This is a genomic window from Phenylobacterium sp. (genome assembly GCF_036501465.1).
In the GTDB taxonomy this organism is placed as follows: Bacteria; Pseudomonadota; Alphaproteobacteria; order Caulobacterales; family Caulobacteraceae; genus Phenylobacterium.
In genome coordinates, this window is the sequence record NZ_DASYAF010000073.1 from 56,034 (window position 1) to 79,611 (window position 23,578).

Annotated in this window: 21 protein-coding genes; 16 read left to right on the forward strand and 5 right to left on the reverse strand. The window is 69.9% G+C overall.

The window, feature by feature from the left end; genetic code table 11:
- Positions 1-228 precede the first annotated feature (228 nt).
- From VGL85_RS07995 to VGL85_RS08010, 4 genes are all read left to right on the forward strand, one after another.
- Positions 229-1,917 carry a type I secretion system permease/ATPase gene (locus VGL85_RS07995; protein WP_331587832.1) on the forward strand — a complete coding sequence of 563 codons (1,689 nt, stop codon included), beginning with the start codon at positions 229-231 and terminating at the stop codon, positions 1,915-1,917.
- Complete coding sequence (locus VGL85_RS08000) at positions 1,914-3,284, forward strand: HlyD family type I secretion periplasmic adaptor subunit (protein ID WP_331587834.1); 1,371 nt, start codon at positions 1,914-1,916, stop codon at positions 3,282-3,284. Before VGL85_RS07995 ends, VGL85_RS08000 begins: the two co-directional genes overlap by 4 nt.
- Positions 3,285-3,496: 212 nt before the next feature.
- A complete protein-coding gene (locus VGL85_RS08005; RefSeq protein ID WP_331587836.1) occupies positions 3,497-5,449 on the forward strand; it encodes a calcium-binding protein in 1,953 nt (650 codons plus the stop codon).
- Positions 5,450-5,573: 124 nt separating this feature from the next.
- Complete coding sequence (locus VGL85_RS08010) at positions 5,574-7,226, forward strand: glycosyltransferase family 4 protein (RefSeq protein WP_331587838.1); 1,653 nt, start codon at positions 5,574-5,576, stop codon at positions 7,224-7,226.
- A gap of 44 nt (positions 7,227-7,270) precedes the next feature.
- On the opposite strand, the gene VGL85_RS08015 is transcribed toward VGL85_RS08010, so the two are convergent.
- Both VGL85_RS08015 and VGL85_RS08020 read right to left on the reverse strand, forming a co-directional pair.
- Entirely contained in the window at positions 7,271-8,263 is a 993-nt protein-coding gene (locus VGL85_RS08015) for a M23 family metallopeptidase (protein ID WP_331587840.1), read from the reverse strand.
- Between the two features lie 64 nt (positions 8,264-8,327).
- Entirely contained in the window at positions 8,328-9,068 is a 741-nt protein-coding gene (locus tag VGL85_RS08020; RefSeq protein WP_331587842.1) for a sulfotransferase, read from the reverse strand.
- A gap of 137 nt (positions 9,069-9,205) precedes the next feature.
- Here VGL85_RS08020 and rfbF point away from each other — a divergent pair, with 137 nt between their 5' ends.
- Genes rfbF through VGL85_RS08055 form a run of 7 tightly spaced genes read left to right on the forward strand, consistent with a single transcriptional unit; the run spans position 9,206 to position 14,825 of the window.
- Positions 9,206-9,973 carry a glucose-1-phosphate cytidylyltransferase gene (gene rfbF, locus VGL85_RS08025; protein ID WP_331587844.1) on the forward strand — a complete coding sequence of 256 codons (768 nt, stop codon included), beginning with the start codon at positions 9,206-9,208 and terminating at the stop codon, positions 9,971-9,973.
- Complete coding sequence (gene rfbG, locus VGL85_RS08030) at positions 9,961-11,025, forward strand: CDP-glucose 4,6-dehydratase (protein WP_331587846.1); 1,065 nt, start codon at positions 9,961-9,963, stop codon at positions 11,023-11,025. Before rfbF ends, rfbG begins: the two co-directional genes overlap by 13 nt.
- The gene (locus tag VGL85_RS08035) at positions 11,022-12,290 is read left to right on the forward strand and encodes a class I SAM-dependent methyltransferase (RefSeq protein ID WP_331587848.1); all 1,269 of its coding nucleotides are present in this window, start codon (positions 11,022-11,024) and stop codon (positions 12,288-12,290) included. The genes rfbG and VGL85_RS08035 overlap by 4 nt, the downstream gene beginning before the upstream one ends.
- On the forward strand, positions 12,290-12,820 hold the full coding sequence (locus tag VGL85_RS08040; protein ID WP_331587851.1) for a dTDP-4-dehydrorhamnose 3,5-epimerase family protein: 531 nt from the start codon (positions 12,290-12,292) through the stop codon (positions 12,818-12,820). Before VGL85_RS08035 ends, VGL85_RS08040 begins: the two co-directional genes overlap by 1 nt.
- 24 nt (positions 12,821-12,844) lie before the next feature.
- Positions 12,845-13,354 carry an acyltransferase gene (locus VGL85_RS08045; protein WP_331587854.1) on the forward strand — a complete coding sequence of 170 codons (510 nt, stop codon included), beginning with the start codon at positions 12,845-12,847 and terminating at the stop codon, positions 13,352-13,354.
- The gene (locus VGL85_RS08050; RefSeq protein WP_331587856.1) at positions 13,351-14,172 is read left to right on the forward strand and encodes an SDR family oxidoreductase; all 822 of its coding nucleotides are present in this window, start codon (positions 13,351-13,353) and stop codon (positions 14,170-14,172) included. Before VGL85_RS08045 ends, VGL85_RS08050 begins: the two co-directional genes overlap by 4 nt.
- A complete protein-coding gene (locus VGL85_RS08055) occupies positions 14,169-14,825 on the forward strand; it encodes a hypothetical protein (RefSeq protein WP_331587858.1) in 657 nt (218 codons plus the stop codon). Before VGL85_RS08050 ends, VGL85_RS08055 begins: the two co-directional genes overlap by 4 nt.
- On the opposite strand, the gene VGL85_RS08060 is transcribed toward VGL85_RS08055, so the two are convergent.
- Positions 14,822-17,116 carry a tetratricopeptide repeat protein gene (locus tag VGL85_RS08060; protein ID WP_331587860.1) on the reverse strand — a complete coding sequence of 765 codons (2,295 nt, stop codon included), beginning with the start codon at positions 17,114-17,116 and terminating at the stop codon, positions 14,822-14,824. The two genes, VGL85_RS08055 and VGL85_RS08060, sit on opposite strands and share 4 nt — an antisense overlap.
- A gap of 106 nt (positions 17,117-17,222) precedes the next feature.
- Positions 17,223-17,837, reverse strand: a complete 615-nt coding sequence (locus tag VGL85_RS08065) for a sensor histidine kinase (protein WP_331587862.1) — start codon at positions 17,835-17,837, stop codon at positions 17,223-17,225.
- A gap of 270 nt (positions 17,838-18,107) precedes the next feature.
- Between VGL85_RS08065 and VGL85_RS08070 the strand changes: the two genes are divergently transcribed.
- The 4 genes from VGL85_RS08070 to VGL85_RS08085 all read left to right on the forward strand — a co-directional run bounded on the left by VGL85_RS08070 (position 18,108) and on the right by VGL85_RS08085 (position 21,207).
- Positions 18,108-19,211: a sensor histidine kinase gene (locus tag VGL85_RS08070; RefSeq protein WP_414695202.1), complete on the forward strand. Its 1,104-nt coding sequence runs from the start codon at positions 18,108-18,110 to the stop codon at positions 19,209-19,211.
- Between the two features lie 85 nt (positions 19,212-19,296).
- Entirely contained in the window at positions 19,297-19,989 is a 693-nt protein-coding gene (gene phoU / locus VGL85_RS08075; protein WP_331587865.1) for a phosphate signaling complex protein PhoU, read from the forward strand.
- A gap of 26 nt (positions 19,990-20,015) precedes the next feature.
- Positions 20,016-20,705 carry a phosphate regulon transcriptional regulator PhoB gene (phoB, locus tag VGL85_RS08080; RefSeq protein WP_331587928.1) on the forward strand — a complete coding sequence of 230 codons (690 nt, stop codon included), beginning with the start codon at positions 20,016-20,018 and terminating at the stop codon, positions 20,703-20,705.
- 43 nt (positions 20,706-20,748) lie between these two features.
- Positions 20,749-21,207, forward strand: a complete 459-nt coding sequence (locus tag VGL85_RS08085) for a nuclear transport factor 2 family protein (RefSeq protein WP_331587867.1) — start codon at positions 20,749-20,751, stop codon at positions 21,205-21,207.
- On the opposite strand, the gene VGL85_RS08090 is transcribed toward VGL85_RS08085, so the two are convergent.
- Complete coding sequence (locus VGL85_RS08090; protein ID WP_331587869.1) at positions 21,204-22,100, reverse strand: lysozyme inhibitor LprI family protein; 897 nt, start codon at positions 22,098-22,100, stop codon at positions 21,204-21,206. The two genes, VGL85_RS08085 and VGL85_RS08090, sit on opposite strands and share 4 nt — an antisense overlap.
- Positions 22,101-22,218: 118 nt before the next feature.
- Between VGL85_RS08090 and purD the strand changes: the two genes are divergently transcribed.
- Complete coding sequence (gene purD / locus VGL85_RS08095; RefSeq protein WP_331587871.1) at positions 22,219-23,490, forward strand: phosphoribosylamine--glycine ligase; 1,272 nt, start codon at positions 22,219-22,221, stop codon at positions 23,488-23,490.
- Positions 23,491-23,578 lie beyond the last annotated feature (88 nt).

A 23,578-nucleotide genomic window follows, 5' to 3' on the forward strand; every position in this document is an offset into this window, starting at 1 on the left:
TCTAGCATGCGCCGGACAAGCGCGCGCCAGAGCCGCATTGACACGGGCCGGGGCGCCGATCATCTCTCCGCGCGCTCCGGCGAACCCGGTCGCAGCGAATGCCGATCGGCGCCAGTCGATCCGCGTTCACCCTTTTAGGCCACCCTCAACTATACTGGCTGCACGAACGGACGGCACGGCTCGGCGCGCATGAAATTATTCACCTTTCTCTCGAATCAGCCGGACAACGTGCTGACGCGTTCGCTGAACGACGCCAAGCATCCGTTCGCCGTGGCCGCAGGCTTCAGCTTCTTCTCGAACCTGCTCTACCTGGCGTTGCCGCTCTACACCTACCAGGTCTACGGCCGGGTGCTGGTGAGCCAGAGCGTGCCGACCCTCGTGGTCCTGACCGCCATCTGCCTGTTCACCTTCGCGGTCTCCAGCGCCATCGACGACTTCCGGGCGAAGATCCTGATCAACTACGGGGTGATGCTGGACCAGCGGGTGTCCGGCAAGCTGTTCTCGGCCCTGTTCGACGCCTCGCTGCGTGGCGAGCAGGGCGCGCGCTCCCAGGCGCTGCGCGACCTCGACACCTTCCGCCAGACGCTCACCGGCGCGGCGGCGGCGGTGTTCTTCGACGTGCCCTGGATCCCGGTGTTCATCATCGCCCTCTACGTCATCGACCCGGCCGTGGGCATCCTGGCGACCGTGGGCGCGTTCGCCCTGCTCGGCCTGGCGCTCTGGCAGGAGCAGCTCATGCGGCCCGCCCAGCGCGAGGCGGGCGACGCCCAGCTGCGCAGCTACGCCTTCACCGAGGCGGCGCTCCGCAACGGCGAGGTGGTCCGCGCCATGGGCATGCTGCAGACGCTCGGCGGGTCGTGGGCCAAGCACCGCTCGGTGGCGATCGAGCGGGGCGCCGACGCCTCCGAGACCTCCAACATGTTCTCGAACATCATCAAGGCGGTCCGCATGGCGATCCAGGTGCTGATCATCGCGATCGGCTGCTACCTGATCCTCAAGGCGAAGGTCCCGCAGGGCGTGCTGTTCGCCAACATGATCCTGGCCAGCCGCGCGCTGGCGCCGATCGAGAAGATCGTCCAGTCCTGGGACCCGTTGAACAACATGGTCCGCGCGCACGGCCGGCTGATGGCCCTGCTGGCGCGCGCCGAGCCCAGCATCCAGGCCACCGCCCTGCCGCGGCCCAGCGGCCGGCTGACGGTCGAGAACCTGAACTACGCGCCGCCCGGCGCGACCCGGCTGCTGCTCTCGAACATCAACTTCACCGTCGAAGCCGGCGAGATGCTGGGGATTATCGGCGCGTCGGGCGCGGGCAAGTCGACGCTCGCGCGCCTGCTGATGGGCATCTGGAGGCCGAACAACGGGGTGGTGCGCCTGGACGGCGCCAACGTCTTCACCTGGAGCCGCGAGGACTTCGGCAGCCACGTGGGCTATCTGCCGCAGGACACCGAGCTGTTCTCCGGCACGATCCGCGACAACATCGCCCGCTTCCGCATCGACGTCAGCGACGAAGAGGTGGTGACCGCGGCGCAGATGGCCGGGGTGCATGAGCTGATCCTGCGCCTGCCCAAGGGCTACGAGACCGACGTGGGCGAGGGCGGCCACACCCTTTCGGCCGGCCAGCGCCAGCGCGTGGGCCTGGCCCGCGCCATGCTCAGCAAGCCCGCCTTCGTGGTGCTCGACGAACCCAACGCCAGCCTCGACTCCGAGGGCGAGGAAGCCCTGATGCGCGCCATCGACGTGCTGAAGGGCAGCGGCGCCACCGTGGTGGTGATCTCCCACAAGCCCAGCATCTTCCGCTCGGCCGACAAGATGCTGGTGCTCCGCGAAGGCCGCATCGAGCTGTTCGGCCCGCGCGACCAGGTGATGGCGAGAATGGTGAAACCCGCCGAGGTGCGGGCCGTTGAGGCCGGACGATGAAACTAGACCTGACCCCCGTCCGCTCGAACTACGTCGCGCCGAACTTCAGCGATGACCACCTGCCGATCGACCCGGCGCTGCAAAAGCGCATGCGCCGGCCGATGATCATCGGCGGCGGGGTGATCGTGGTGCTCGTGCTGGGCCTGGGTCTCTGGGCCTCGGTCAGCCCGCTCGCCACCGGCGTGACCGCCCAAGGCGAGGTGCGGGTCGAATCGAACCGCAAGACCATCCGCCATCGGGAATCCGGGGTGGTGCGCCAGGTGCTGGTGCACGAAGGCCAGCACGTCCGCGCCGGCCAGCCGCTGGTGCTCTACAACGACGTCGAGGCGCGGGCGGCCTATGACGTGAGCCAGAACCAACTGGACGCCGTGGAGGCCCAGGCCGGTCGCTTCGCGGCCGAGGCGACCGGCAAGACCTCGATCTCCTACGACCCCGACCTGTTGGCCCGCAGCTCCGACCCGCGGGTCGCGGGCCTGATTCGCGACCAGGAGGTGCTGTTCACCACTCGTCTGCAGCTCTTCGACAGCCAGAACTCGGTCCTCAACCAGAGGATCGAACAGCTGCAGAGCCAGATCGAAGGCCAGCAGGACCAGATCAAGTCCGTGGAGGAGCAGGAAAAGCTCACCAAGGACGAGATGGGGGGCTATCAGGAGCTCTACGACAAGGGCTTCGCGCCCAAGCCCCTGATCCTGCGCTACCAGCGCTCGATCGCCGATCTCGAGGGACGCCGGGGCTCGCTCCTGTCGGAAGTGGCGCGCCTTAAGCAGCAGCAGGGCGAGACGCGCATGCAGATCGCCGCCAACCGCGACACCCGGACCAGCCAGGCGGCCGAGGGGCTGCGCGATTCCCAGGCGAAGATCGCCGACGCCGCGCCGCGACTCAGCGCCGCAAGGGAATCGCTCGCCCAGACCGTGGTCCGCTCGACGGTGGACGGCTACGTCTTCAACCTCACCCAGTTCACCAACGGCGGGGTCACCGGCAACGGCGAGACCCTGATGGATATCGTGCCGGCCAACGCGCCGCTGATCGTCAGCGCGCAGATCGAGCCGCAGAACATTAACAAGGTCCACGTGGGCATGGACGCCAAGGTGCGGATTTCGGCCCTCAACTCGCGCTGGCACAGGCCGCTGAACGCCAAGGTGGTGATGGTCTCCGCGGACCGGGTGACCAGCGAGAAGTCCGAAAAGTCCTATTTCCGCGCGGATTTGCAGGTCGATCCCAAGGAACTGACCAAGCTTGAGAAGGCCACCCGCATCACCCCCGGCATGAGCGCGTCGGTGCAGATCGTGAACGGTCAGACGACCATCATGGGCTCGCTGATCTCGCCGATCACGGACACCCTGCGCGGGGCGCTCGCGGACCGATAGATGCGTCTCGGTGACAGGGCGTAAGTGGAAGGATTCCGCGGCCTTTTTGCTGTTGCGTAAATTGCGGGCTTCCGATACGTCTCCCCTCGGGCTCGTTTAACCTTCGCCGCAGCCCTGCTATGGCGCTTGGGTGAATGGACCGTCGGGACAGCTCCATCGGGGATGGGGGTCAGGCGTGCCGAGGGTCCGTGTGACACAGACTGGAGAGATCTATGGCGAACTATATTTTTGAGACGATCACGGCGGCTCAGGCGCTCGCGTACAACGCGGCGGCCGATACGCTGGTGTTCACGAACGCGACCTCGCACGGCTCCGCCATGTCGGTGATCTACACCGCTGGCACCGCGCTGACGGCTCCGAGCGTGACGCTGATCGACAACACGGACGGCCACTCGGTGGTGTTCGGTCCGGGCATCTACGGCGAAAGCGGCACCATCTTCCCGGACGGCTCGCAGCTGACGGTCGGTTCCGACGTCGCCAACGACTCGGTCGTTGGGACCGGCGGCGCCGACGGCATGTTTGGCGGTGGCGGGGCTGACAGCCTGGCCGGCGGCAACGGCGGCGACCTGCTGCAGGGCAACTCCGGGGACGACACCCTGGCTGGCGGCGCGAGCTTCGGCGCGGGCGTGAGCAGCGACGGCGCTGACACCATCTTCGGTGGTCAGGGCAACGACCTGATCGACGTCGGCGGCGGCGTGAACTTCGCCCAGGGCAACCTCGGCGACGACACCATCAGCGCGCTGGCCGCTTCGACCGTGGCCAACACCCTGCTGGGCGGCCAAGGCAACGACAGCATCCAGGGCGGCCTCGGCAACGAAGTCCTCGACGGCAACCTCGGTGACGACACCGTCAACGGCGGCGGCGGCAACGACAGCCTCGCCGGCGAAGGCGGCGATGACAGCCTGGTCGGCGGCACGGGCAACGATACGCTGGACGGCAGCGACGGCGCTGACACCATCACCGACACCGGCGGCCTCAACGCCATCACCGGCGGCAACGGCAACGACTCGATCACCACGACCGGCGGCAGCACGGCGACGGCCAGCTCGATCCAGGGCAACGCCGGCAACGACACGCTTGTCGACACCAACGCTGGCGCAGACACCCTGCTCGGCGGTCAGGGCGACGACTCGATCAACACCACCAGCACCTCCGCCGAACTGCTCGACGGTAACCTCGGCAACGACACCATCGTTGGCGCGGGCACTGGCGGCCATACGATCCGTGGCGAAGATGGCAACGACTCGATCGACTTCCACACCGCCACCGGCAAGCTGAACATCGACGGCGGCACCGGCAACGACGTGATCCTGAGCGGTACGGCTAACGACACCGTGACGGGCAACGACGGCAACGACGTGATCACCGACGCCGGTGGCAACAACAGCGTCGATGGCGGCAACGGCGACGACTCGATCGCGCTGAACGCCTCCACCGCGGCTGGCGCGGCCGGCGGCCACGACACCCTGACGGGTGGCGCGGGCAACGACACGATCACGACGGGCGCCAACCACGGCGGCAGCGCCTACTCGCTGGGCGACGGCAACGACAAGATCGACGCCCACAACGACGCCACGGACGGTTTCGTCACCTCTGACAGCATCTCGGCTGGCACCGGCAACGACACGGTCACCGGTTCGTCGACCCTGGCCAACAACATCGACGGTGGTGACGGCAACGACACCATCCTCGGCGGCGGCGGCCCGGACACGATCACCGGCGGCACGGGCAACGACACCATCGAGGCCGGCGGCGGCAGCGATGTGCTCACCGGCGGCGGCGGCAACGACGTCTTCGTGGTTCTGCACGGCGACTCGCCGACCTCGGCCGGCAAGTCCGTCCTCGGCGTCGGCGGTGTGGATCAGGGCGTTGACCAGATCCGCGACTGGAGCCCCACCGACTTCCTGGTGTTCGGCGCCGGTACGGCCACGACGACGGCCGCGGTCTACAGCGAGACCACGGGCAGCGACTTCAACGACGCCCTCACCCAGGCGAACAACCACCTGGGCACCGGCAAGTACGTCGCGGTCCAAGTGGGCACGGATGTGATCGTGTTCGCCGACACCAACGCTGACCACACCATCGACAACACCCACGATGATGCGGTGACGCTGGTCGGTAAGACGCTGAATGACATCGACTTCGTGAATGTCACCGGCCTCTGATCGATCGATCTGATCATGGATTGGGCCGCCCTTCGGGGCGGCCCTTTTCATTTGGGCTTGCGGTTTCCGCCCAGGGCGGCGGCCGCTCCCGCTGTCGCCGGAAGTCTGCTAGGGCGGCCCTGCGATGACCAACGCCGCCATCCTGCTGCATCCCGATGCGTTCGAGACCGATCGGCCGCGCCTGCTGGGCCGCCACGCCGCCGGCGAAAGCTTCCTGCGCGGCTTCCTGCGCCACGCTGAGGTCGACCGGTTCTACTTCTGGCGGGGCCGCAACATCGACGCGGCGACCCTGGAGGCCGCGGTCCGCGCGCTCGAGCCCATCGACAAGCCGATCCGCTGGTTCGCCGACTTCGACCGACCGCAACTGCATGAGGTCGGGGTGGTCGCCCTGCCGGGGCCGAACCTCGACACCGAGGCCTGGGCGCGGCGGCCGTTCGGCGGCGGCGCCTATTCCCTGTGTGGCCTGACCCACACCACGGCCACCGCGCGCACCATGACCACGCTCGCCAACTTCCTGATCGCCCCGGTGGAGCCGCACGACGCCCTGATCTGCACCTCCCGGGCGGTGCGTGCGAGCGTCGAGGCCCAGCTGGAAGGCGTCCGCGACTATCTGGCTTCGGAATATCCCGGCCCGCGCCGCCGTGGCGAGCCGCTGCTGGCCACCATCCCGCTCGGGATCAACACCGAACAGTTCGAGACCCGCCCCGCCGACCGCAAGGCCTGGCGCGAGCGCCTGGATATCCCTGAGGACGCGGTCGTGGCCCTCTACGTCGGCCGCTTCAACGCCGTGGAGAAGATGAACCCGGCGCTGATGGCGCTCAGCCTGGAGCGCGCCGCCCAGCGCTGTGCTCAGCGCCTCGTCTGGGTGAACGCCGGCTGGGCCAGCCAGGAGGACCAGGCCGAGGCCTATCACGCCGCGGTGCGCGCGCTCTGCCCCTCCGTGGGCTACCGCGTGGTCGATGGCCGCCCTGCCGACGTACGCTTCTCGATCTGGTCGGTCGCCGACCTGTTCATCAGCTTCTCCGACAACATCCAGGAGAGCTTCGGCCTGACCCCGGTGGAGGCCATGGCCGCGGGCCTGCCCTCAGTCGTCACCGACTGGGACGGCTACCGCGACACCGTCCGCGACGGCGAGGACGGCTTCCGCATCGACACCGCCGCGCCGGCGCCCGGCTCCGGGTTCGACATGGCCTACTGGCACGCCCACGACTGGTGGACCTATCCGGCCTATGTGGGCTCCGTCGCCCAGCTCACCGCGATCGACCTCGACCAGGCGGCTGACGCCATCGCGGCCCTGGCCGCCAATCCCGAGCTGCGCCGCGCCCAGGGCGAACGGGCCAAGGCCCGGGCCAAGGCGGTTTTCGACTGGTCGGCGATCATCCCGCAATACCAGGCCTTGTGGGCGGAGCAGACGGCGCGCCGCCAGGCTGCGGCGTCCGCCCCGCCCGCCGCGAACGACCCGTTCCGGCCCGATCCCTTCACCCTGTTCGCGGCCTATCCCACCCGCCATCTGGCGGCGACCTGGCGCGCGGCCGTGCCGGCGGGAATGACCTGGCCCGTGGCGGCGGCCCGGCTTGCCGGCCCGCTCGCCGCCTTCGGCGCGATGAACCGCCCGACCCTGCAGGAGGCCGAGGAGATCGTGGCCTGGCTTGCCGAACAGCCCGGCCTGGCGGTCGCCGAGATCGCCGCCCGCTTCCCTGCGAACCGGCGCAACGCCATCACCCGCGGCCTCCTGTGGCTCGCCCGGTTCGGCGTGATCGCACTGACGCCGGCCTGAGCGCGGACCGGCTGAGGCCGAGCTTCGATCACATGTGGGTCAACTCACAGGGCCATCCGCCACTGCCGGGCCAGGGCCACCGCCCCGCCCCGATGGACAAAGACCTCCGCGAGGTAGGCGCCGTGCGTCCAGCCGCCGGTCGGCCGCTTGCGCCCCGCCTGGCTCAGGTACTCCGCCTTGTCGCGGTCCATCGGCTGGTTCCCGTCGGCCAGCACCTTGCCGTCCGGGCCGGTCAGCTTCAGCTCGATCACGTCTCCCGCCTCCAGGTTGATCAGGCGCGCATAGGCCACGATCGCCGGCGGGTCGCCGGCCGGCGGCGCGACACTCGCCTCTTCCACCGCCTCCATCGGGGCGACGGCGGTCCCGAAGCCGACGTTCAGCACCGCGCCGCGCTTATAGGTCAGGGCCTTGGCCGCCTGGGGTGTCCAGAGCCCCGCCTGGGCGGGGCAGGCGCCGGCCGCCACGGGCCCCGGCGCGAAGGGGTCCACGATCTGACCGTTGTGACGGATCGTGAAGTGCACGTGGGGGAATTCGGTGTCCCCGGAAAGACCCACCCGGGCGATCGGCTGTCCGGCGTTCACCTTGTCGCCGATCTTCACCTTCAGGCTGCCCCGGGCCAGGTGGCAGTACTGGGTTTCCCAGCCACCGCCGTGGTCGATGACCACCCCGTTGCCGCACAGCTTGCCGACGATGGACGGCGCGCCGGGCGCGCGGATGGAGATGTCGGCCTCCCCGTCACGCAGGCGGGCGACGCGGCCGGGCGCGGCGGCCAGCACGGCGACACCCGCGCGCTGCGCCGCCATGTTGAGGATCCGGATATCGATCCCGTTGTGATCCTGGTTGGTCCGATGCCCGCAGTGGTAGTCGAGCACGCCGGGCCCCGGATCGCGATCGACATAGGTCTGCACCTCGCAGGTTCGCCCGATCTCGCAGGCGATCGGCAGGCTGAGTTGCGGCGCGCCGTCCGCCACGCCCGCCGCCGCTGGCGGCCCGAGGACGGCGGTGAGCCCGAGAAGCGCGATCGGGGCCAGGCGCATGGGCGGTCTCCCTTGGCGGACGAGGCGCGCCAGGATGCGCCTTCGCGCCGGCCAAACTATGGCTTCAGCCGAACCGCACGCCGGTGAGATCGGCCAGCCGCTCGGCGTCGCGGGCATAGACGGCCCGCAGGTGCGCCACGTCGGCGGTGGTGAGCTCGGAGCCATAGTCCATCTCGCGCGCCATATGGACCTCGCGTGGCCGTGGCGCCGCGCCGTCCGGCAGGCCTAGGAAGCGGCGCACCCGGCCCAGCACCGCCGCCGGATCGGCCTTCAGGTCCTCGGCCCGCAGGACCAGCAGTTGCTCAGCGCCGAACAGCGCCAGGGCCTCGGCGATCTGCGCGCCATAGAAGCCCCGCTCCACATAGGAGAACTCGCGGTGGAAACCCCAGGGCTCGGCGTCGAACAGCCGCTGGCGGCCCGCCCGCACGCACCAGGCGAACGGCTGGGTCTCGGCGCCGCGGGCGTATTCCATCCGCCAGTGCGACCAGGCCCGCGCCACCGGGTCGCGTAGCACCACGATCAGCCTCATCGCCGGGTTGTAGGCGCAGATCCGCGCCAGGCTGTTCGGCCAGTAGAGGTAGATGGGCGTCGCCTCGCCGCGCGCGCGGCCGTCGAACGGCGCGAAGGCGGCGTGATAGTCCGCAAAGTCCGCCGCCGCCCAGTCGCGGCGCTCGTCGTCGAAGATGTGCAGCTCCTTCTCCCGGCTGAGCGACAGGCCGGGCTCCTCGCCGAGATAGTCGAAGAGCGCCGTCGTGCCGCCCTTCTGCACCCCGGCGATCAGGAAGGAGACGCGATGATCGTCCATGGCCCCTGGATCGTCCGCCGGCCACGCCCTGGCAAGCCGAAAAGCCCAGCCCGGTCCCGTCGGCGCATGGGGCAAGCCGGCGGGCGTGACGTCAAAGTCGGTGGACAACGGCGCTGCGGCGCGGCACAGGCGGACCTATGAAGACAGTGATCCTGGCCGGCGGCCTCGGCACGCGCATTTCCGAGGAAAGCCACCTCAAACCCAAGCCGATGATCGAGATCGGCGGGCGCCCGATCCTGTGGCACATCATGAAGCTCTACTCGCACCACGGCTTCAACGACTTCATCGTCTGCCTTGGGTACAAGGGCTATGTGGTGAAGGAGTATTTCTCCAACTACGTCCTGCACAACGCCGACCTGACCGTCGACCTGGCCAAGGGCGACATCGAATACCACGCCACCAAGCACGAGCCCTGGCGGGTGACCCTGGTGGACACCGGCGAGGAGACCATGACCGGCGGCCGGGTGAAGCGGATCGCGCCCTACCTGAACAAGGACGAGCCCTTCTTCCTGACCTACGGCGATGGGGTGTCGGACGTCGATTTCACCGCCCAGCTCGCCTTCCACAAGGCCCACGGCAAGGACGCCACGGTGACCGCCGTCGTCCCGCCCGGCCGCTATGGCGCGCTGGAGATCGAAGGCGGCCTGGTGCGCCGCTTCATGGAGAAACCGCCCGGCGACAACGGCCTGATCAACGGCGGCTTTTTCGTTCTGAACCCCGGCGTGGTCGACCGCATCGACGGCGACGCCACCATCTTCGAACAGGGGCCGCTGGAGGGCCTGGCGCACGACGGCCAGCTCGCCGCCTACCATCACGACGGCTTCTGGGCGGCCATGGACACCCTGCGCGACAAGAACCACCTCGAGGCGCTGTGGGCCTCGGGCGAGGCGCCGTGGCGGCGCTAGACGCCTCCTTCTGGCGCGGCAAACGGGTCCTGCTGACCGGCCATACCGGCTTCAAGGGCTCGTGGGCGGCGATCTGGCTGGCCGGGCTGGGCGCGGAAGTCACCGGCCTGTCGCTGGCGCCCGACCAGGAGCCTGCATTGTTCGATCTGGCCGGTGTGGAGGCGCTGACGGCGGCGTCGCTGATTGTCGACCTGCGCGACCGGCCGGCGGTCGAGAAGGCCTTGGCGGGCCGATCGTTCGATCTCGTACTACATATGGCGGCGCAGCCGATCGTGCGCGCCGCGGTGGCCGATCCGGTAGGGACCTTCGCCACCAACGTCATGGGCACAGTCCACCTGCTGCAGGCGTTGCGCGCGCAAACCACGCTGAAGGCGGCGCTCTGCATCACCTCCGACAAGGTCTACGCCAACGCCGAGACCGGCCGCGCCTTCCAGGAGGGCGATGCGCTGGGCGGCAAGGACGCCTATTCCGCCTCCAAGGCCGCCAGCGAGATCGCCGTCCAGAGCTTCGCGAAGAGCTATTTCGAGCCGGCGGGCATGCCGCTCGCCACCGCGCGCGGCGGCAACGTCATCGGCGGCGGCGACTTCTCGGCGGACCGGATCGTCGCCGACATCGTCCGCGCCGCCCGCGCCCAGCGCCCCGTGGTCCTGCGCCATCCGCAGGCGACGCGGCCCTGGCAGCACGTGCTGGACTGCGTGGCCGGCTACCTCACCTACCTGCAGGCGCTGGCGAGCGATCCGGCCGCCCCGCGCGCCATGAACTTCGGCCCAAAGCCCGGCGGCCCGGTCGTCACCGTGGGCGCGCTCACGACCCTCGGCGTCGAGGCCCTGGGCGCCCAGCCCTGGCGCCATGAGCCAGATCCCAAGTCCCTGGAGGCCGGGACGCTCGCCATCGACGTTGGCTTGGCGCGCCGTACCCTGGGCTTCGAGAGCCGCCTCGACGCGCCGGCCGCCGTCGCGCTGACCATGGACTGGTACCGCCGCCAGGCGAACGGCGAGGCGGCCCTGGACTTGTGCCGCGAGCAGATCACGGCTTACGAGGGCGCCGCATGACGACGTCCTCCCAAACCACGCCAAACTGCCGCTTCTGCGCGACGCCGCTCACCCACACCTTCCTGGACCTGGGCAAACAGCCGCTCGCCAACAGCTATCTCACCGCCGCTGAGCTCGCCGCCGGGACCGAGCGGTCCTATCCACTGCACGTGCGGGTCTGCCGCAGCTGCTTCCTGGTGCAGGCGGACGACGCGGTGCCGGCCGACCACATCTTCGACGCCGACTACGCCTACTTCTCCTCCTATTCGACGAGCTGGGTGGCGCATGCCAAGCGCTATGCTGCGGCCATGGCCGAGCGGTTCGACCTCGGTCCGGAGTCGCTGGTCGTCGAAGTGGCGAGCAATGACGGCTATCTGCTGAAGCATTTCGTCGAAATGGACGTGCCTGTCCTCGGTGTCGAGCCTACCGCCAACACCGCGCAGGCGGCGATCGCTGCGGGCGTGCGCACCGAGGTCGCCTTCTTCGGCGAGCAGACCGGCGCCGTGCTGGCCGCGCGCGGCGACCGCGCCGACCTGATGGCCGCCAACAACGTCCTGGCTCACGTGCCCGACATCGGGGACTTCGTGGCCGGCTTCCGCGAGGTGCTTAAGGACGAGGGCGTGCTGACCTTCGAGTTCCCGCACCTGCTGAACCTGATCGAGAAGGTGCAGTTCGACACCATCTACCACGAGCACTACTCCTACCTGTCGCTGCTGGCGGTGGAGCAGGTGCTGCGGGCCAATGGGCTAAGGCCGTTCGATGTCGAACGACTGTCCACCCACGGGGGCTCGCTGCGGCTGTTCTGCTGCCACATGGGCTCCGGCCACGAAGAGACCGACGCCCTCGTCGCCCTGCGGGCCGAGGAACACGCCGCCCATCTGGACAGGCTGGAGGGCTACGCCGGCTTCGCGCCCAGGGTGGCGGCGGTGCGCGACAGCTTCCGCGCCTTCCTCGCCGCGGAGAAGGCGGCGGGCCGGACGATCTGCGCCTATGGCGCGGCGGCCAAGGGCAACACCTTCCTGAACTACTGCGGGACGACAAGCGCCGACATCGAAGCCGTGTTCGACGCCAGCCTCGCCAAGCAGGGCCGCTACCTGCCGGGCAGCCACCTGCCGATCCTTGCGCCCGCGGCGGCCGACGAGCTCAGGCCCGACGACCTGATCATCCTGCCCTGGAACCTGAAGGACGAGATCATGGGCCAGATGGCCCGCATCAAGGGCTGGGGCGGCCGCTTCGTCACCGCCTCGCCGGAAACCAAGGTCGTTGAAAACGAGAAGGGCGACTGATGCGGTTTTCGCCCACAGCGGTGTCGGGCGTCCTCCTCGTCGAGATCGAGCCGCACGAGGATGAGCGCGGCGCCTTCGCACGTCTTCAGTGTCCGGACGAATTCGCCGCCGCCGGCGCGCCCTTCGCACCCGCCCAGACCAGCCTGTCGCGCAACCCCACGCCGAATACCCTGCGCGGGATGCACTGGCAGCCCGACCCGCATGGCGAACGCAAGCTGGTACGGGCCGTCCGTGGACGGATGTTCGACGTCGCCGTCGACCTGCGCCGGGACAGCCCCAGCTATCTGAAATGGGCCGGCGTTGAACTTTCCGCCGACAACGCCAGGGCCCTGTTCATCCCGCAGGGCGTCGCCCACGGCTTCCTGACGCTGGAGCCCGACACCGACGTCCTCTACCAGATCAGCCCGAAATTCGAGCCCGGCCACGAGGCCGGCGCGCGCTGGGACGACCCGGCCTTCGCCATTTCCTGGCCCGCGGCCCCGGCATTGATCTCGAAGCGCGATGCAACCTACCCTGACTGGCGCGGGTAGGGGCCCCCAGATGCGCGCTTTGCGATGACGCTGAAGATCGATCCCACCGCCAGGATCTCGCCCCTGGCCGACATCGAGGATTCGGTGCGCGGCACGCTGATCCAGGTCGGCCCGCGCACCTCCATCGACGCCTTCGTGAAGATCAAGCCGGCCGGCGGCATTGGCGATGTGGTGATCGGCGCCGACTGCGCCATCAATTCCGGGGTGGTGATCTACACCGGCAACGGCGTGGTCATCGGCGATGCGGTGGCGATCGCCGCCAACTGCACGCTGGCGCCCACCAACCACGAGATCGCCGACATCACCCGCCACATCCGCCTGCAGGGCTTCCAGCCGTCCAAGGGCGGTATCGTCATCGAAGACGACGTCTGGCTGGGGTCCAACGTCGTGGTCCTCGACGGGGCGATCATCCGCAAGGGCGCGGTGATCGCGGCGGGCTCGGTGGTGCGGGGCGAGGTTCCGGCCTACGAAATCCACGCCGGCGCGCCGGCCCGGCGCATCGGCAAGCGGGGCGAAAAAGGGGGCGGCGCATGACCGGCCTCGCCACCATCCTGGGCGCCACCGGCTTCGTCGGCCGCCGCCTGCGCGCCAAGCTCACCGCCGAGGGCTGGGACATCTACGCGCCGGCCAAGGGCGACAAGACCCTGTTCGGCCACGACATGGGCGTGGTGTTCTACTGCGCCGGGCTCACCGCCGACTACGACCGCCGCCCCTTCGACACCGTCGAGGCCCACGCGACCCTGCTCTCCGAACTGGTCCAGGCGGGCCGCTTCGAACAGCTGATCTACCTGTCCTCCACCCGGCTCTACGACGGCCAGGCGGCCCGCGACCTGGACGAGGCCGCGCCCCTGCTGTTCGACCCCGCCGATCCGCGGCGCATCTACGACCTCTCCAAGGCGCTGGGCGAAAACATCACGCTGACCCGCACCGAGGGCCGCGGCGCGGTGGCAAGGCTGGCCAATGTCTACGATTGGGAGCCGGAGGCGCCGGGCTTCCTTTCCGAATGGCTGATCGAGGCCGCGCGCACCCACGACCTGCAGCTGGATTCCAGCCCGCACATCGCGCGCGACTACATCCACCTGGACGACGTGATCGCCGCCCTGATCGCCATGTCGGAGAAGCCCAGCCGCGAGATCGTCAACGTCGCCTCGGGCGAGCTCACCGCCAACGGCGAGATCGCCAACCTCTTCCTGCAGGCCGGCTGGCGGGTGAACTTCTCGCGCGACGTCTCGCCCGCCCCGCCGCCCCGCTCCGACAACGCCCGCCTGAACGTGCTGGGCGTCACGCCCACCCCGGTGAAGGACGTGGTCCGCCGCTACCTGGACGGGCTGAACGAAAGGCCGAAGGCGTGAAACTGCGGGACCACACGCGCGAGAGCCTGCTGGCCTACGTCACCGCCCAGTGCGCCGCGATCATTCCCGACGGGCGCGAGGCGGCGTTCCGCGCGACCTGCGACGCCCATCTCGACGAGGCGCTGGAGCGCCTGCATGCCTGCATCAACGGCTGCGCGCCCTGGCGGCCGGACGAGTTCAACGTGCTGCAGTCCTCGCAGCACACCATCTTCCTCTATTACCTGGCCAACAGCATCTGGCGGCGCAGCGGCGACACCGCCGCGCCCACCCGCCTGTTCCTGATGAACAAGGCGCTGAACGGCATCGACCTGTTCTACGAGATCGCCATGCCGGCGGTCTTCTACATCGGCCACAGCCTGGGCATCGTGCTGGCCAAGGCGACCTACGGGAACCACCTGGTGCTCTACCAGGGCGTGACGGTCGGCCGGCACAAGGACCAGATCCCGGTGATCGGCGAGCGCGTGGTGCTCTATCCCGGCAGCTCGGTGGCCGCCGGGGCGGTGATCGGCGACGACGTGGTGGTGAGCCAGGGGACCCGTGTGATCGGCAAGCGCGTGCCTGAGGGGCAGATGGTCTTCGCCGGGCCCGGCGGCGGCGAGCTGGTGTTCCGCCCGCGCCCCGACGACCTGCTGGCCGAGTACTTCCGCCTCTAGGCTGAGGCCGCCGCCGTCTCTGCCACGGTGCGCGCGATCAGGTCGTAGAAGTCGCGCGCGAACTGCTCGGTCTGGCCGAGCGGGCCCGACTTCATCTGTTCGCGCAGGCCTTCGCGCAGGACCAGCCGCCGGTCGCGGTCGGCGGCCAGGGCCGCGGCGATGCGGACGTACTCGTCCTTGTCCGGCGTCGCCAGGTCGCCCACGCCGCTGTTGGCCAGGATCGAGTAGGACAGCCGCTCGAAGAAGGCCTCGCCGATCAGGCTCACCACCGGCACGCCCATCCACAACGACTCGGTGGTGGTGGTGCCGCCGGTCAGGGGCACAGGGTCGAGCGTGATGTCGATCTCGTTGTAGACCGGCATGTGCCGGCCGCGCACCGCGTGGAACAGGATGCGCTGGCTGGGCACGCCGTGGCGCTCGAATTCCTGGCGGATGTTGGCGCGGAAGGCGATGCCGCTGCCCTCCGGCCGCACGAACAGGAAGCGCGAATTCGGGACCTCGCGCATCACCCGCGCCCACAGCTCGATGGTCTCGCGGTTGTACTTGTGCGGGTTGTTGGCGGTGCCGAAGGTGATGGTCCCGCCGGCGCGGTCCTGCGGCAGGCCGGGCGTGATCGCCAGGTTGTCGGAAAACACCATCCGCCCCAGCGCGATCCAGCTCTTGGGCATCATCAGCGGCTTTTCCAGCAACAGGTCGGCGCGCGGCGGGGTGTTGTAGGGATCGGTGAGCAGGTAGTCGATCTCGGCCAGGCCGGCGGAATGCGGATAGCCCAGCCAGCTCGCCTGGCGCGGCGCGGGCTTCCAGGCCATCACCTCCAGGCGGTTCATGTGGGTGGTGCCGCCGAGCTCGATCAGCATGTCGAGCTGGTCGTCGCAGACCATCTGGGCGGACTCGCGCATGCCCAGTTCCGGGTCCCAGCGATAGGCCTGCGACTTCGAGGCGAAGAACTCGTACAGCCGGTCCGGCTGGCCCTGGTAGAACGAGTAGCAATAGAGCTCGAAGCGCGGATCGACGTGCTCGAACAGCGGCAGGGCGAAATAGCCCACCGGGTGGGCGCGCAGGTCCGAGGACAGGAAGCCCAGCCGGATCTTGCCGTCGGCCGGCCGCGGCTTGGGCCGACGCAGCGGATGGCGGGCGGCCTCCTTCTCGATGTTCTCGCCCCACAGGCGGTGCTGGCGCATCAGCTCGTAGCGGTCGTCGAGGCTCTTCACCTGGGCGAGCTGCTTCAGCAGCGCGCTGTGGCGGCCGGTCCGCGCCCAGCCGCGGCCGAGGTCCTCGAAGCTGCCCAGCTGGGCGATCTGGTCGAAGGCGCAGACCCGGATGAAGACCTCGTTGAGGATCTTCAGGTGCCCCTCGTTGGTCGGCTTGTGGGCCAGCGCCTTGAGCGCCAGCTGGTAGGATTCCTCGATGTTGGCGCCTTCGTCGCCGGTGCGCGTGCGCTCCAGGCCCTCGATCAGCATCATCATATATTCGAGCCGGTCGGGCTCCAGCGCGATCGCCTTGCGGAAATATTCGTTGGCCTGCTCACGCTTGTAGTCGGCGACCGTGACGCCGAGCTGGTAGTGGATCCACCCGGCCTCGGGATAGCGCGGCAGCAGGTCCAGCAGATAGGCCTCGGCGCGCCGGAAGGCCTGGCCGCGGCGCATGACCATCGCCTTGGCTTCCAGAAGCCGGATGCTGTCGGGATTGGCGTCCAGCGCCTTGTCGATCGTCGCCTCGGCCTCGGCCGTGCGCCGGTCGTTGTTGTCCACGCTGGCCAGGTCCATCCAGGCGTCGACGTTGCTCTTGTCGATCCCCAGGGCCTGGCGGAAGCGGGTGGCGGCCGCCTCCATCTTCCCCTGCTTCATCAGCGCGCGGCCAAGCTGGCGGATGTATTCGACGCTGCGCGGCTGGGCCCGGACGAGCTTGGCGAACACCGCCTCGCCGGCCGCCGCCTCGTCGAGGTCGAGCAGCACATTGCCCAGGTTCTGCATGATCGCGACATTGGCGGGCGCGAGCTTCGCCGCCCGCTCGAGCGTCGCGCGGGCTCTCGGATAGTCCTTCAGCCGCCGGTGGAACACGCCCACCAGGTTCATCAGCTCGTGGTCGCGCGGAAAGCGCGCCATCGCCGTCTCGCCCCAGGCCACGCCCTCTTCCAGGCGCCCGGCGTGATAGAGCTGCATCAGAAGGGTGCGATAGACCTGCACCGGCCGGTTCGGCTCGGCCTGGACGGCGGCGATCAGCGGCCCGATCGCCTCGGCCCCGCGCCCCGCCTGCAGCGCCGCATTCGCCGCGGCCAGATTCTCGTCCATACGTCGTTCGCCAAAGAAGGTCCGCCTGCGCCCGCCGCCGTGACGGCGGACTGCGGCAGCCATAAGGCGGGCCGCCGGACATGGCTAGAGCATGGGGCCGGGCGCTTCAGCCGGCGTCGCGCCGCGGCACGGTCAAGGTCACGCGAAGCCCCGGCCGGGCGTCTTCGAGCGCAAGCTCGGCGTGCAGCTGGCGGCAGAGCAGGCGCACCACCGTCAGGCCGAAACCGTCCGCCCGTCCGCCCAGGCCCGCGCCGTCGTCGGCGATCGTCAGCCGGCAGCCGCCGCCCTGCGGCGCCAGGCCGACCGCGATGCGCCCGCCATGCTGCGGCGGGAAGGCGTGGCGCAGGGCGTTGTCGAGCAGTTCGTTGGCGATCAGGGCGAAGGGCGCGCCCGACGCGGCGGGCAGGGTCACCGCCTCCAGGTCCAGCGCGATCTGGATGTCGTCGCGGCCGGCCTGGCCGGCCATGTCGGCGGTCAGGTCGCGCAGGAAGTCGGCGGCCTCGAACAGCCCCGGATCGCCCTGGAACAGCCGGCGGTGCACGGTGGCCACGGCCCCGACCCGGCCGAGCACGGTCCGAAGCGCGGCGCGCACGGTCTCGTCCTCGGTTCGCCGGCACTGCAATTGGATCAGCGAGGCGATCATCTGCAGGTTGTTCTTCACCCGGTGATCGACTTCGCGCAGGGTCGAATCCGCGGGGTCTACCGCCGCATCGGACGCCATCTGGCCGCCCCTCCATGACTCGCCGCCAAGGGAATACAACCTCCGGGCCCGGCGATGGTTCCCGCGAGAAAGTCGCCTCGCCGGCGATCGGTCAACAGCGCGATGCGCCGGGCGGGGCGAATCGTCACCGGCCTGACACACGACTGGGGATGCTAGAGAGTCCTTCGCAACGGAGATTCGGCGCTGTCCCTGCTCGATCCCATCCCGCTGACGGTTCCGGACTCGCAGCTCTATGCGGCGCTGATCGACGCCCTGCCGGACCCGATCCTGGTGGTCACAGGCTTCGAGCCGGGCGACCTCACGGGACGGCGCTACATCCTGGCCAACACCGCCGCGCGCGAGCTCCTGCGGATCAACGCCGACGAGGGCCTGCTGCTGTCGGCGGTGCGCGACCCGGTGGTGCTGGAGACCGTCGACAAGGCCCTGTTCGACGAGGTCGACGCCGAGGGCGACTATGAGACCACCGGCGCCCAGTCGAAGAGCCTGAAGGTGCGCGGCCGCTTCCTGGGCTTCGCCCGCGACGGGTCGCGTCTGGCGCTCATCACCCTGCACGACGAGACCGAGGGGCGGCGCATGGAGCGCACCCGGGTGGACTTCCTGGCCAACGCCAGCCACGAGCTGCGCACGCCGCTGGCCTCGCTCTCGGGCTTCATCGAGACCCTGCGCGGCCATGCCCGCGACGACGCCGACGCCCGCGACAAGTTCCTGGGCATCATGCAGGCCCAGGCCGACCGCATGGCGCGGCTGATCGCCGACCTCACCTCCTTGAGCCGCATCGAGCTCGACGAGCACATCGCCCCGCGCGGGGTCGTGGACCTGGGCATGCTGGTGGGCGAGGTGGTGGAGGCCGCCGCGCCCCTGGGCGCCCAGCGCCGGGTCAAGCTGGACTGGAAGCCGTGCGGCCGGGACACCCAGCCGGTGCTGGTGCGCGGCGAGCGCGACCAGATCGTCCAGGTCGCCCAGAACCTGATCGACAATGCGGTCAAATATTCGCCGGACGGCGCGGCGGTGCGCATCGAAATCCAGGCCGGCCTGTCCGACCTCGCCGCCGCCGCGGGCCCCGAAGGCCTGCCGCGCCTGTCGCTGGTGGCGCCGGATCCCTCGCAGGAGACCTATGCGGCGTTCCGGGTCAGCGACCTCGGCCCGGGCATCGCGCGCCAGAACCTGCCCCGGCTCTCCGAACGCTTCTATCGCGTGGACGGCCAGAAGACCGGGGCGCGGTCGGGAACCGGCCTGGGCCTGGCCATCGTCAAGCACATCATGAACCGCCATCGCGGCGGCCTGGTGGTGGCCAGCGCCGAGGGCGAAGGCAGTACGTTCACGGCCTATTTCCCGCTGGCGGCGACCCCCGACGGCGTCGTCAAAGCGTCATGAGACTGTAGCATAGGACGGGCGTGGGCGGCCTCGATCCCTGAGCGTCGTTAAAGCGTCCCTGAAAGCCGGGTCTGAGGCGAGGCGAATGAACGAGCACATCGTCAAATCCTATGAGGATGAGCTGAACGGCCTGTCCGCCGAATGCGTGCGCATGGGCGGCCTGGCCGAGGCCCAGGTGGCCGACGCGGTGAACAGCGTGGTCAAGCGCAACCAGGACCTGGCCTCCTCCGTGGTCTCCCGCGACGACAAGCTGGACGAGGCCGAGCGCGAGATCGAACGCCGCACCATCCGCCTGATCGCGCTGCGCCAGCCGGTGGCCGACGACCTGCGCCGCGCGCTCGCCGCCATGAAGGTGGCCAACAACCTCGAACGCTGCGGGGACCTCGCCAAGAACATCGCCAAGCGCACCCTGGTGATCATCGAGAGCGATCCGCTCACCCCGCTCACCCGCTCCATCGAGCGCATGGGCAAGCTGGTGCTGGGCCGCCTCTCCAGCGTGATCGACGCCTACAGCCGCTCCGACATCGAGCGCGCGCTCGCCGTCTGGAGCCAGGACGACGAGGTCGACGAGCACTACAACGCCCTGTTCCGCGAGCTTCTGACCTACATGATGGGCGACCCGCGCACGATCACCGCCTGCGCCCACATGCTGTTCGTGGCCAAGAACCTCGAGCGGATCGGCGACCACGCCACCAACATCGCCGAAATCGTGCATTACGAGATCACCGGCGCCGAAATCGTCGGCGGCCGGCCGAAGACCGACGCCCTGCAGGCCTAGGGATCGGGGGGCTGACCACAATGCAGATGACGCCGCACGTCCTGGTGATCGAGGACGAGGATTCGCTGGCGACCCTGCTGCAGTACAACCTGCAGAAGGAGGGCTACGACGTGGGCCTGGCCGGCGACGGCGAGGAGGCCCTGCTGCTCATCGACGAGCGGCTGCCCGACCTGATCGTGCTGGACTGGATGCTGCCGAAGATCTCCGGCATCGAGGTCTGCCGCCGGCTGCGCCAGCGCAACGAGACCCGCAACCTGCCGATCATCATGCTGACCGCACGCGGCGAAGAGACCGACCGGGTGCGCGGCCTCGACACCGGGGCCGACGACTATGTGGTCAAGCCCTTCTCGATGACCGAGCTCACCGCGCGCATCCGCGCGGTGCTGCGCCGCATCCGCCCGGGCCTGGCCGAGGACCGCGTGCGCCGCGGCGACCTGCTGATCGACCGCGTCGCCCACCGGGTGAAGCGCGCCGGCGCCGAGATCCACCTCGGCCCGACCGAGTTCCGCCTGCTCGACTACCTGATGCAGCACCCGGGCCGGGTCTTCTCCCGCGAACAGCTGCTCGACGCCGTCTGGGGCTCCGACGTCTATGTCGAGGCCCGCACCGTCGACGTCCATATCGGGCGCCTGCGCAAGGCGCTCGGCGTCACCGACGACGACGACCCGATCCGCACGGTGCGCTCGGCCGGCTATTCGCTGGACCTGGAAGGGTAGGGCCGGGCAAGCTCTCCGCCTGTTCCAGGGGAGTGCGTCGCCGATGTTGAAACTCGCCATCAGTCTGGGCGCGGCCCTGTCCGCTGCGCTGGCCGGCGCCGCCATGGCGGGCGAAAAGCCGCCCGCCCCGGGCCTGACCCCCGCCGAGGTGGTCGCCGCCCACTGCGCGGCCTGGAACACCACCGACCGGGCCGAGCGGGACCGGCTGCTCGAACGCGTCTTCGCCGCCGACGGCGTCTACGCCGACCCGACCCCGACCTACGCCGCCGGCCGCGCGGCGCTCAGCGCCACGATCGCCGACTTCCAGCGGCAGACGCCCGGCGCCCGCTTCCGCTGCAGCGCGCCGCAGACCCACCACAGCGCCATGCGGGTGAGCTGGCTGCTGCAGGGCGGCGACGGCAAGACCATCACCCAGGGCCAGGACTTCTACGAACTCGCGCCCAACGGCCAGATCCGCCGGATCACCGGCTTCTTCGGGCCGGCGCCGAGCGTCGCGCCCTAGCCGCAGCCCGCCCGTCGCTTCGGCGAGACGATCTTCCCGGGTACGGACAGCAGCCAGCGCGTGACCCGCGTGAGGCCCGAGCCTCTCGAAGGGGGGGCGGCGCAGGCGGCGTATGGCCGCGAATCCAGGGCCTCGATCCGGCGGCTATAGACTGCCTCGACGGCCTGGCTGGAGCGCCGCGCCGCGGCCTCGCGGACCTTGAGCCATTTCACCTGGTCCCGCCGCAGGGTCCGCGGCGGCGCGCCCGCCGCCAGCGCCGCGGCATAGGCGCGGGTCATGCGGCGGTCCGCCGCCCGCAGCCCCGGACTGCGGCACACCATGCGCTGGCCGGACGAGGCGGGACGGGCGCAATCCAATGGCGCGAGCCTGTGGCGGGCCGTCGCCTTCTGGCTCGCCCGGTGGGGCTTCGTGGTCGAGCTGGGTTGCGGAACGGCCGGCGGGGGCAAGGCGGTCAAGGGAAGGCCCGCCGTCGCGCTCGAGGCGGAAGCAGAAGGCTCATTGGGCAAGGCCCCAGCCCCGCTGACGCCCGGCGCAAGCGCCGGCGCGCCCGGGCCCTGGGGCGTCATCGCCGCCGCAGGAGCCGCCGCCGGCTGGGCCAGAACCCTATGAGGCATCGACCGGATCAGGCCGGTCCCGAAGTAGGCCAGGACGGCGGCGACCAGGGTCCCGGCCAGCAGGGCGGCCAGGAAGCCGATCAGGCCGGGCTTGTCCGACGAGCCGCCGACGGACTCCGCCACCGGGTCGTCCCAATCGGCTTCCCAGTCGGCGTCGTCGGGGGCAAAGCGGGTTCCGGCGACGGCCGGATCGTCGAACGCCTCGAACCGGGGCGTGTCGTCGGCGTAGGACGTGAAGCCGAACCGATGCGGCGGATCGGGACGATCGACATAAGCCATGGGCAGCCCTACGACGCAGCCTCTACGGTTTTGAAATCGCGGCGATGGATTTGGTTGCGCCGGCCCCCTCGGCGCCTGCCGTATTGACCCGTCGCGCCGCCCGCGCCAAAGCCGCGCGATGAACATCCTCCTCGTGGGCTCCGGCGGGCGCGAGCATGCGCTGGCCTGGAAGATCAAACAGTCGCCGCTGGTGCGCAGGCTGGTCTGCGCGCCGGGCAACCCGGGCATGGCGGCCATCGCCGAGACCTTCGACATCAAGCCCACCGAGGTCGCCCGGCAGGTGGAACTGGCCCGCCAGATCGCCGCAGACCTGGTGGTGATCGGGCCGGAGGTGGCCGTCGAGGCCGGCCTCGCCGACGCCCTGCAGGAAGCCGGCATCGCCTGCTTCGGCCCCACCGCCGCGGCCGGGCGGCTGGAAAGCTCCAAGGCCTTCACCAAGGCCTTCTGCGACCGCCACCACCTGCCCACCGGCGCCTACCGCATCTGTGGGGACGCCGCCGAGGCCAAGGCCGCGCTCACCCACTTCGCTCCGCCCTATGTGGTCAAGGCCGACGGCCTGGCGGCCGGCAAGGGCGTGGTGATCGCCCCGGACCGTGCGGCGGCCGAGGCGGCCATCGACGACGCCTTCGCCGGGCGCTTCGGCGCGGCCGGCGCCCAGGTGGTGATCGAGGAATATCTGGAGGGCGAGATCGGCTCGCTGTTCGCGCTCTGCGACGGCAAGACGTCGAAGCTGTTCGGCGGGGTCCAGGACCACAAGCGCGCCTTCGACGGTGACCAGGGTCCGAACACCGGCGGCATGGGGACCTATTCGCCGGCTCCGGTCTTCACCCTCGACCTGGTCGACCAGATCGACCACCAGCTGGTGCGCCCGGCCTTCAAGGGCATCGCCGCCGACGGCGCGCCCTATCGCGGGGTGCTGTTCGTGGAGCTGATGGCCACCCGCCATGGCCCGAAGCTGGTGGAATTCAACGCCCGCTTCGGCGATCCCGAATGCCAGGTGCTGATGCTGCGCCTGGAGAGTGACCTCGTCCCCTACCTGGTGGCCTGCGCCACCGGTCGCCTGCACGAGCTGCCGGAGCCGAAGTGGCGTGACGACGACGCCATCTGCGTGGTTCTGGCGACCGAGGGTTATCCCGGCCCGGCCCAGGCGGGCAGCGTCATCAAGGGCCTGGACCGCGACTTCGGCGAGGGCGTGGTGGTGTTCCACGCCGGCACCAGCGCCGGGCCGGACGGCGCGGTGCTGGCCGGCTCCGGCCGCGCGCTCAATGTCTGCGCCGTGGGCGCCGACCTGGCGCAGGCGCGCGAGCGGGCCTATGGCGCCATCCCGCTGATCGACTGGCCGCAGGGCTTCCACCGCACCGACATCGGCTGGCGGGCGCTGGCGCGCTGAACCGTCGGGTGTCATCCCGGTTTCGCCGCGGCGAAACCGGGACCCATGAATTCTGCGCGTCCGGACGCGCCGATGCGCCGCCGCAATT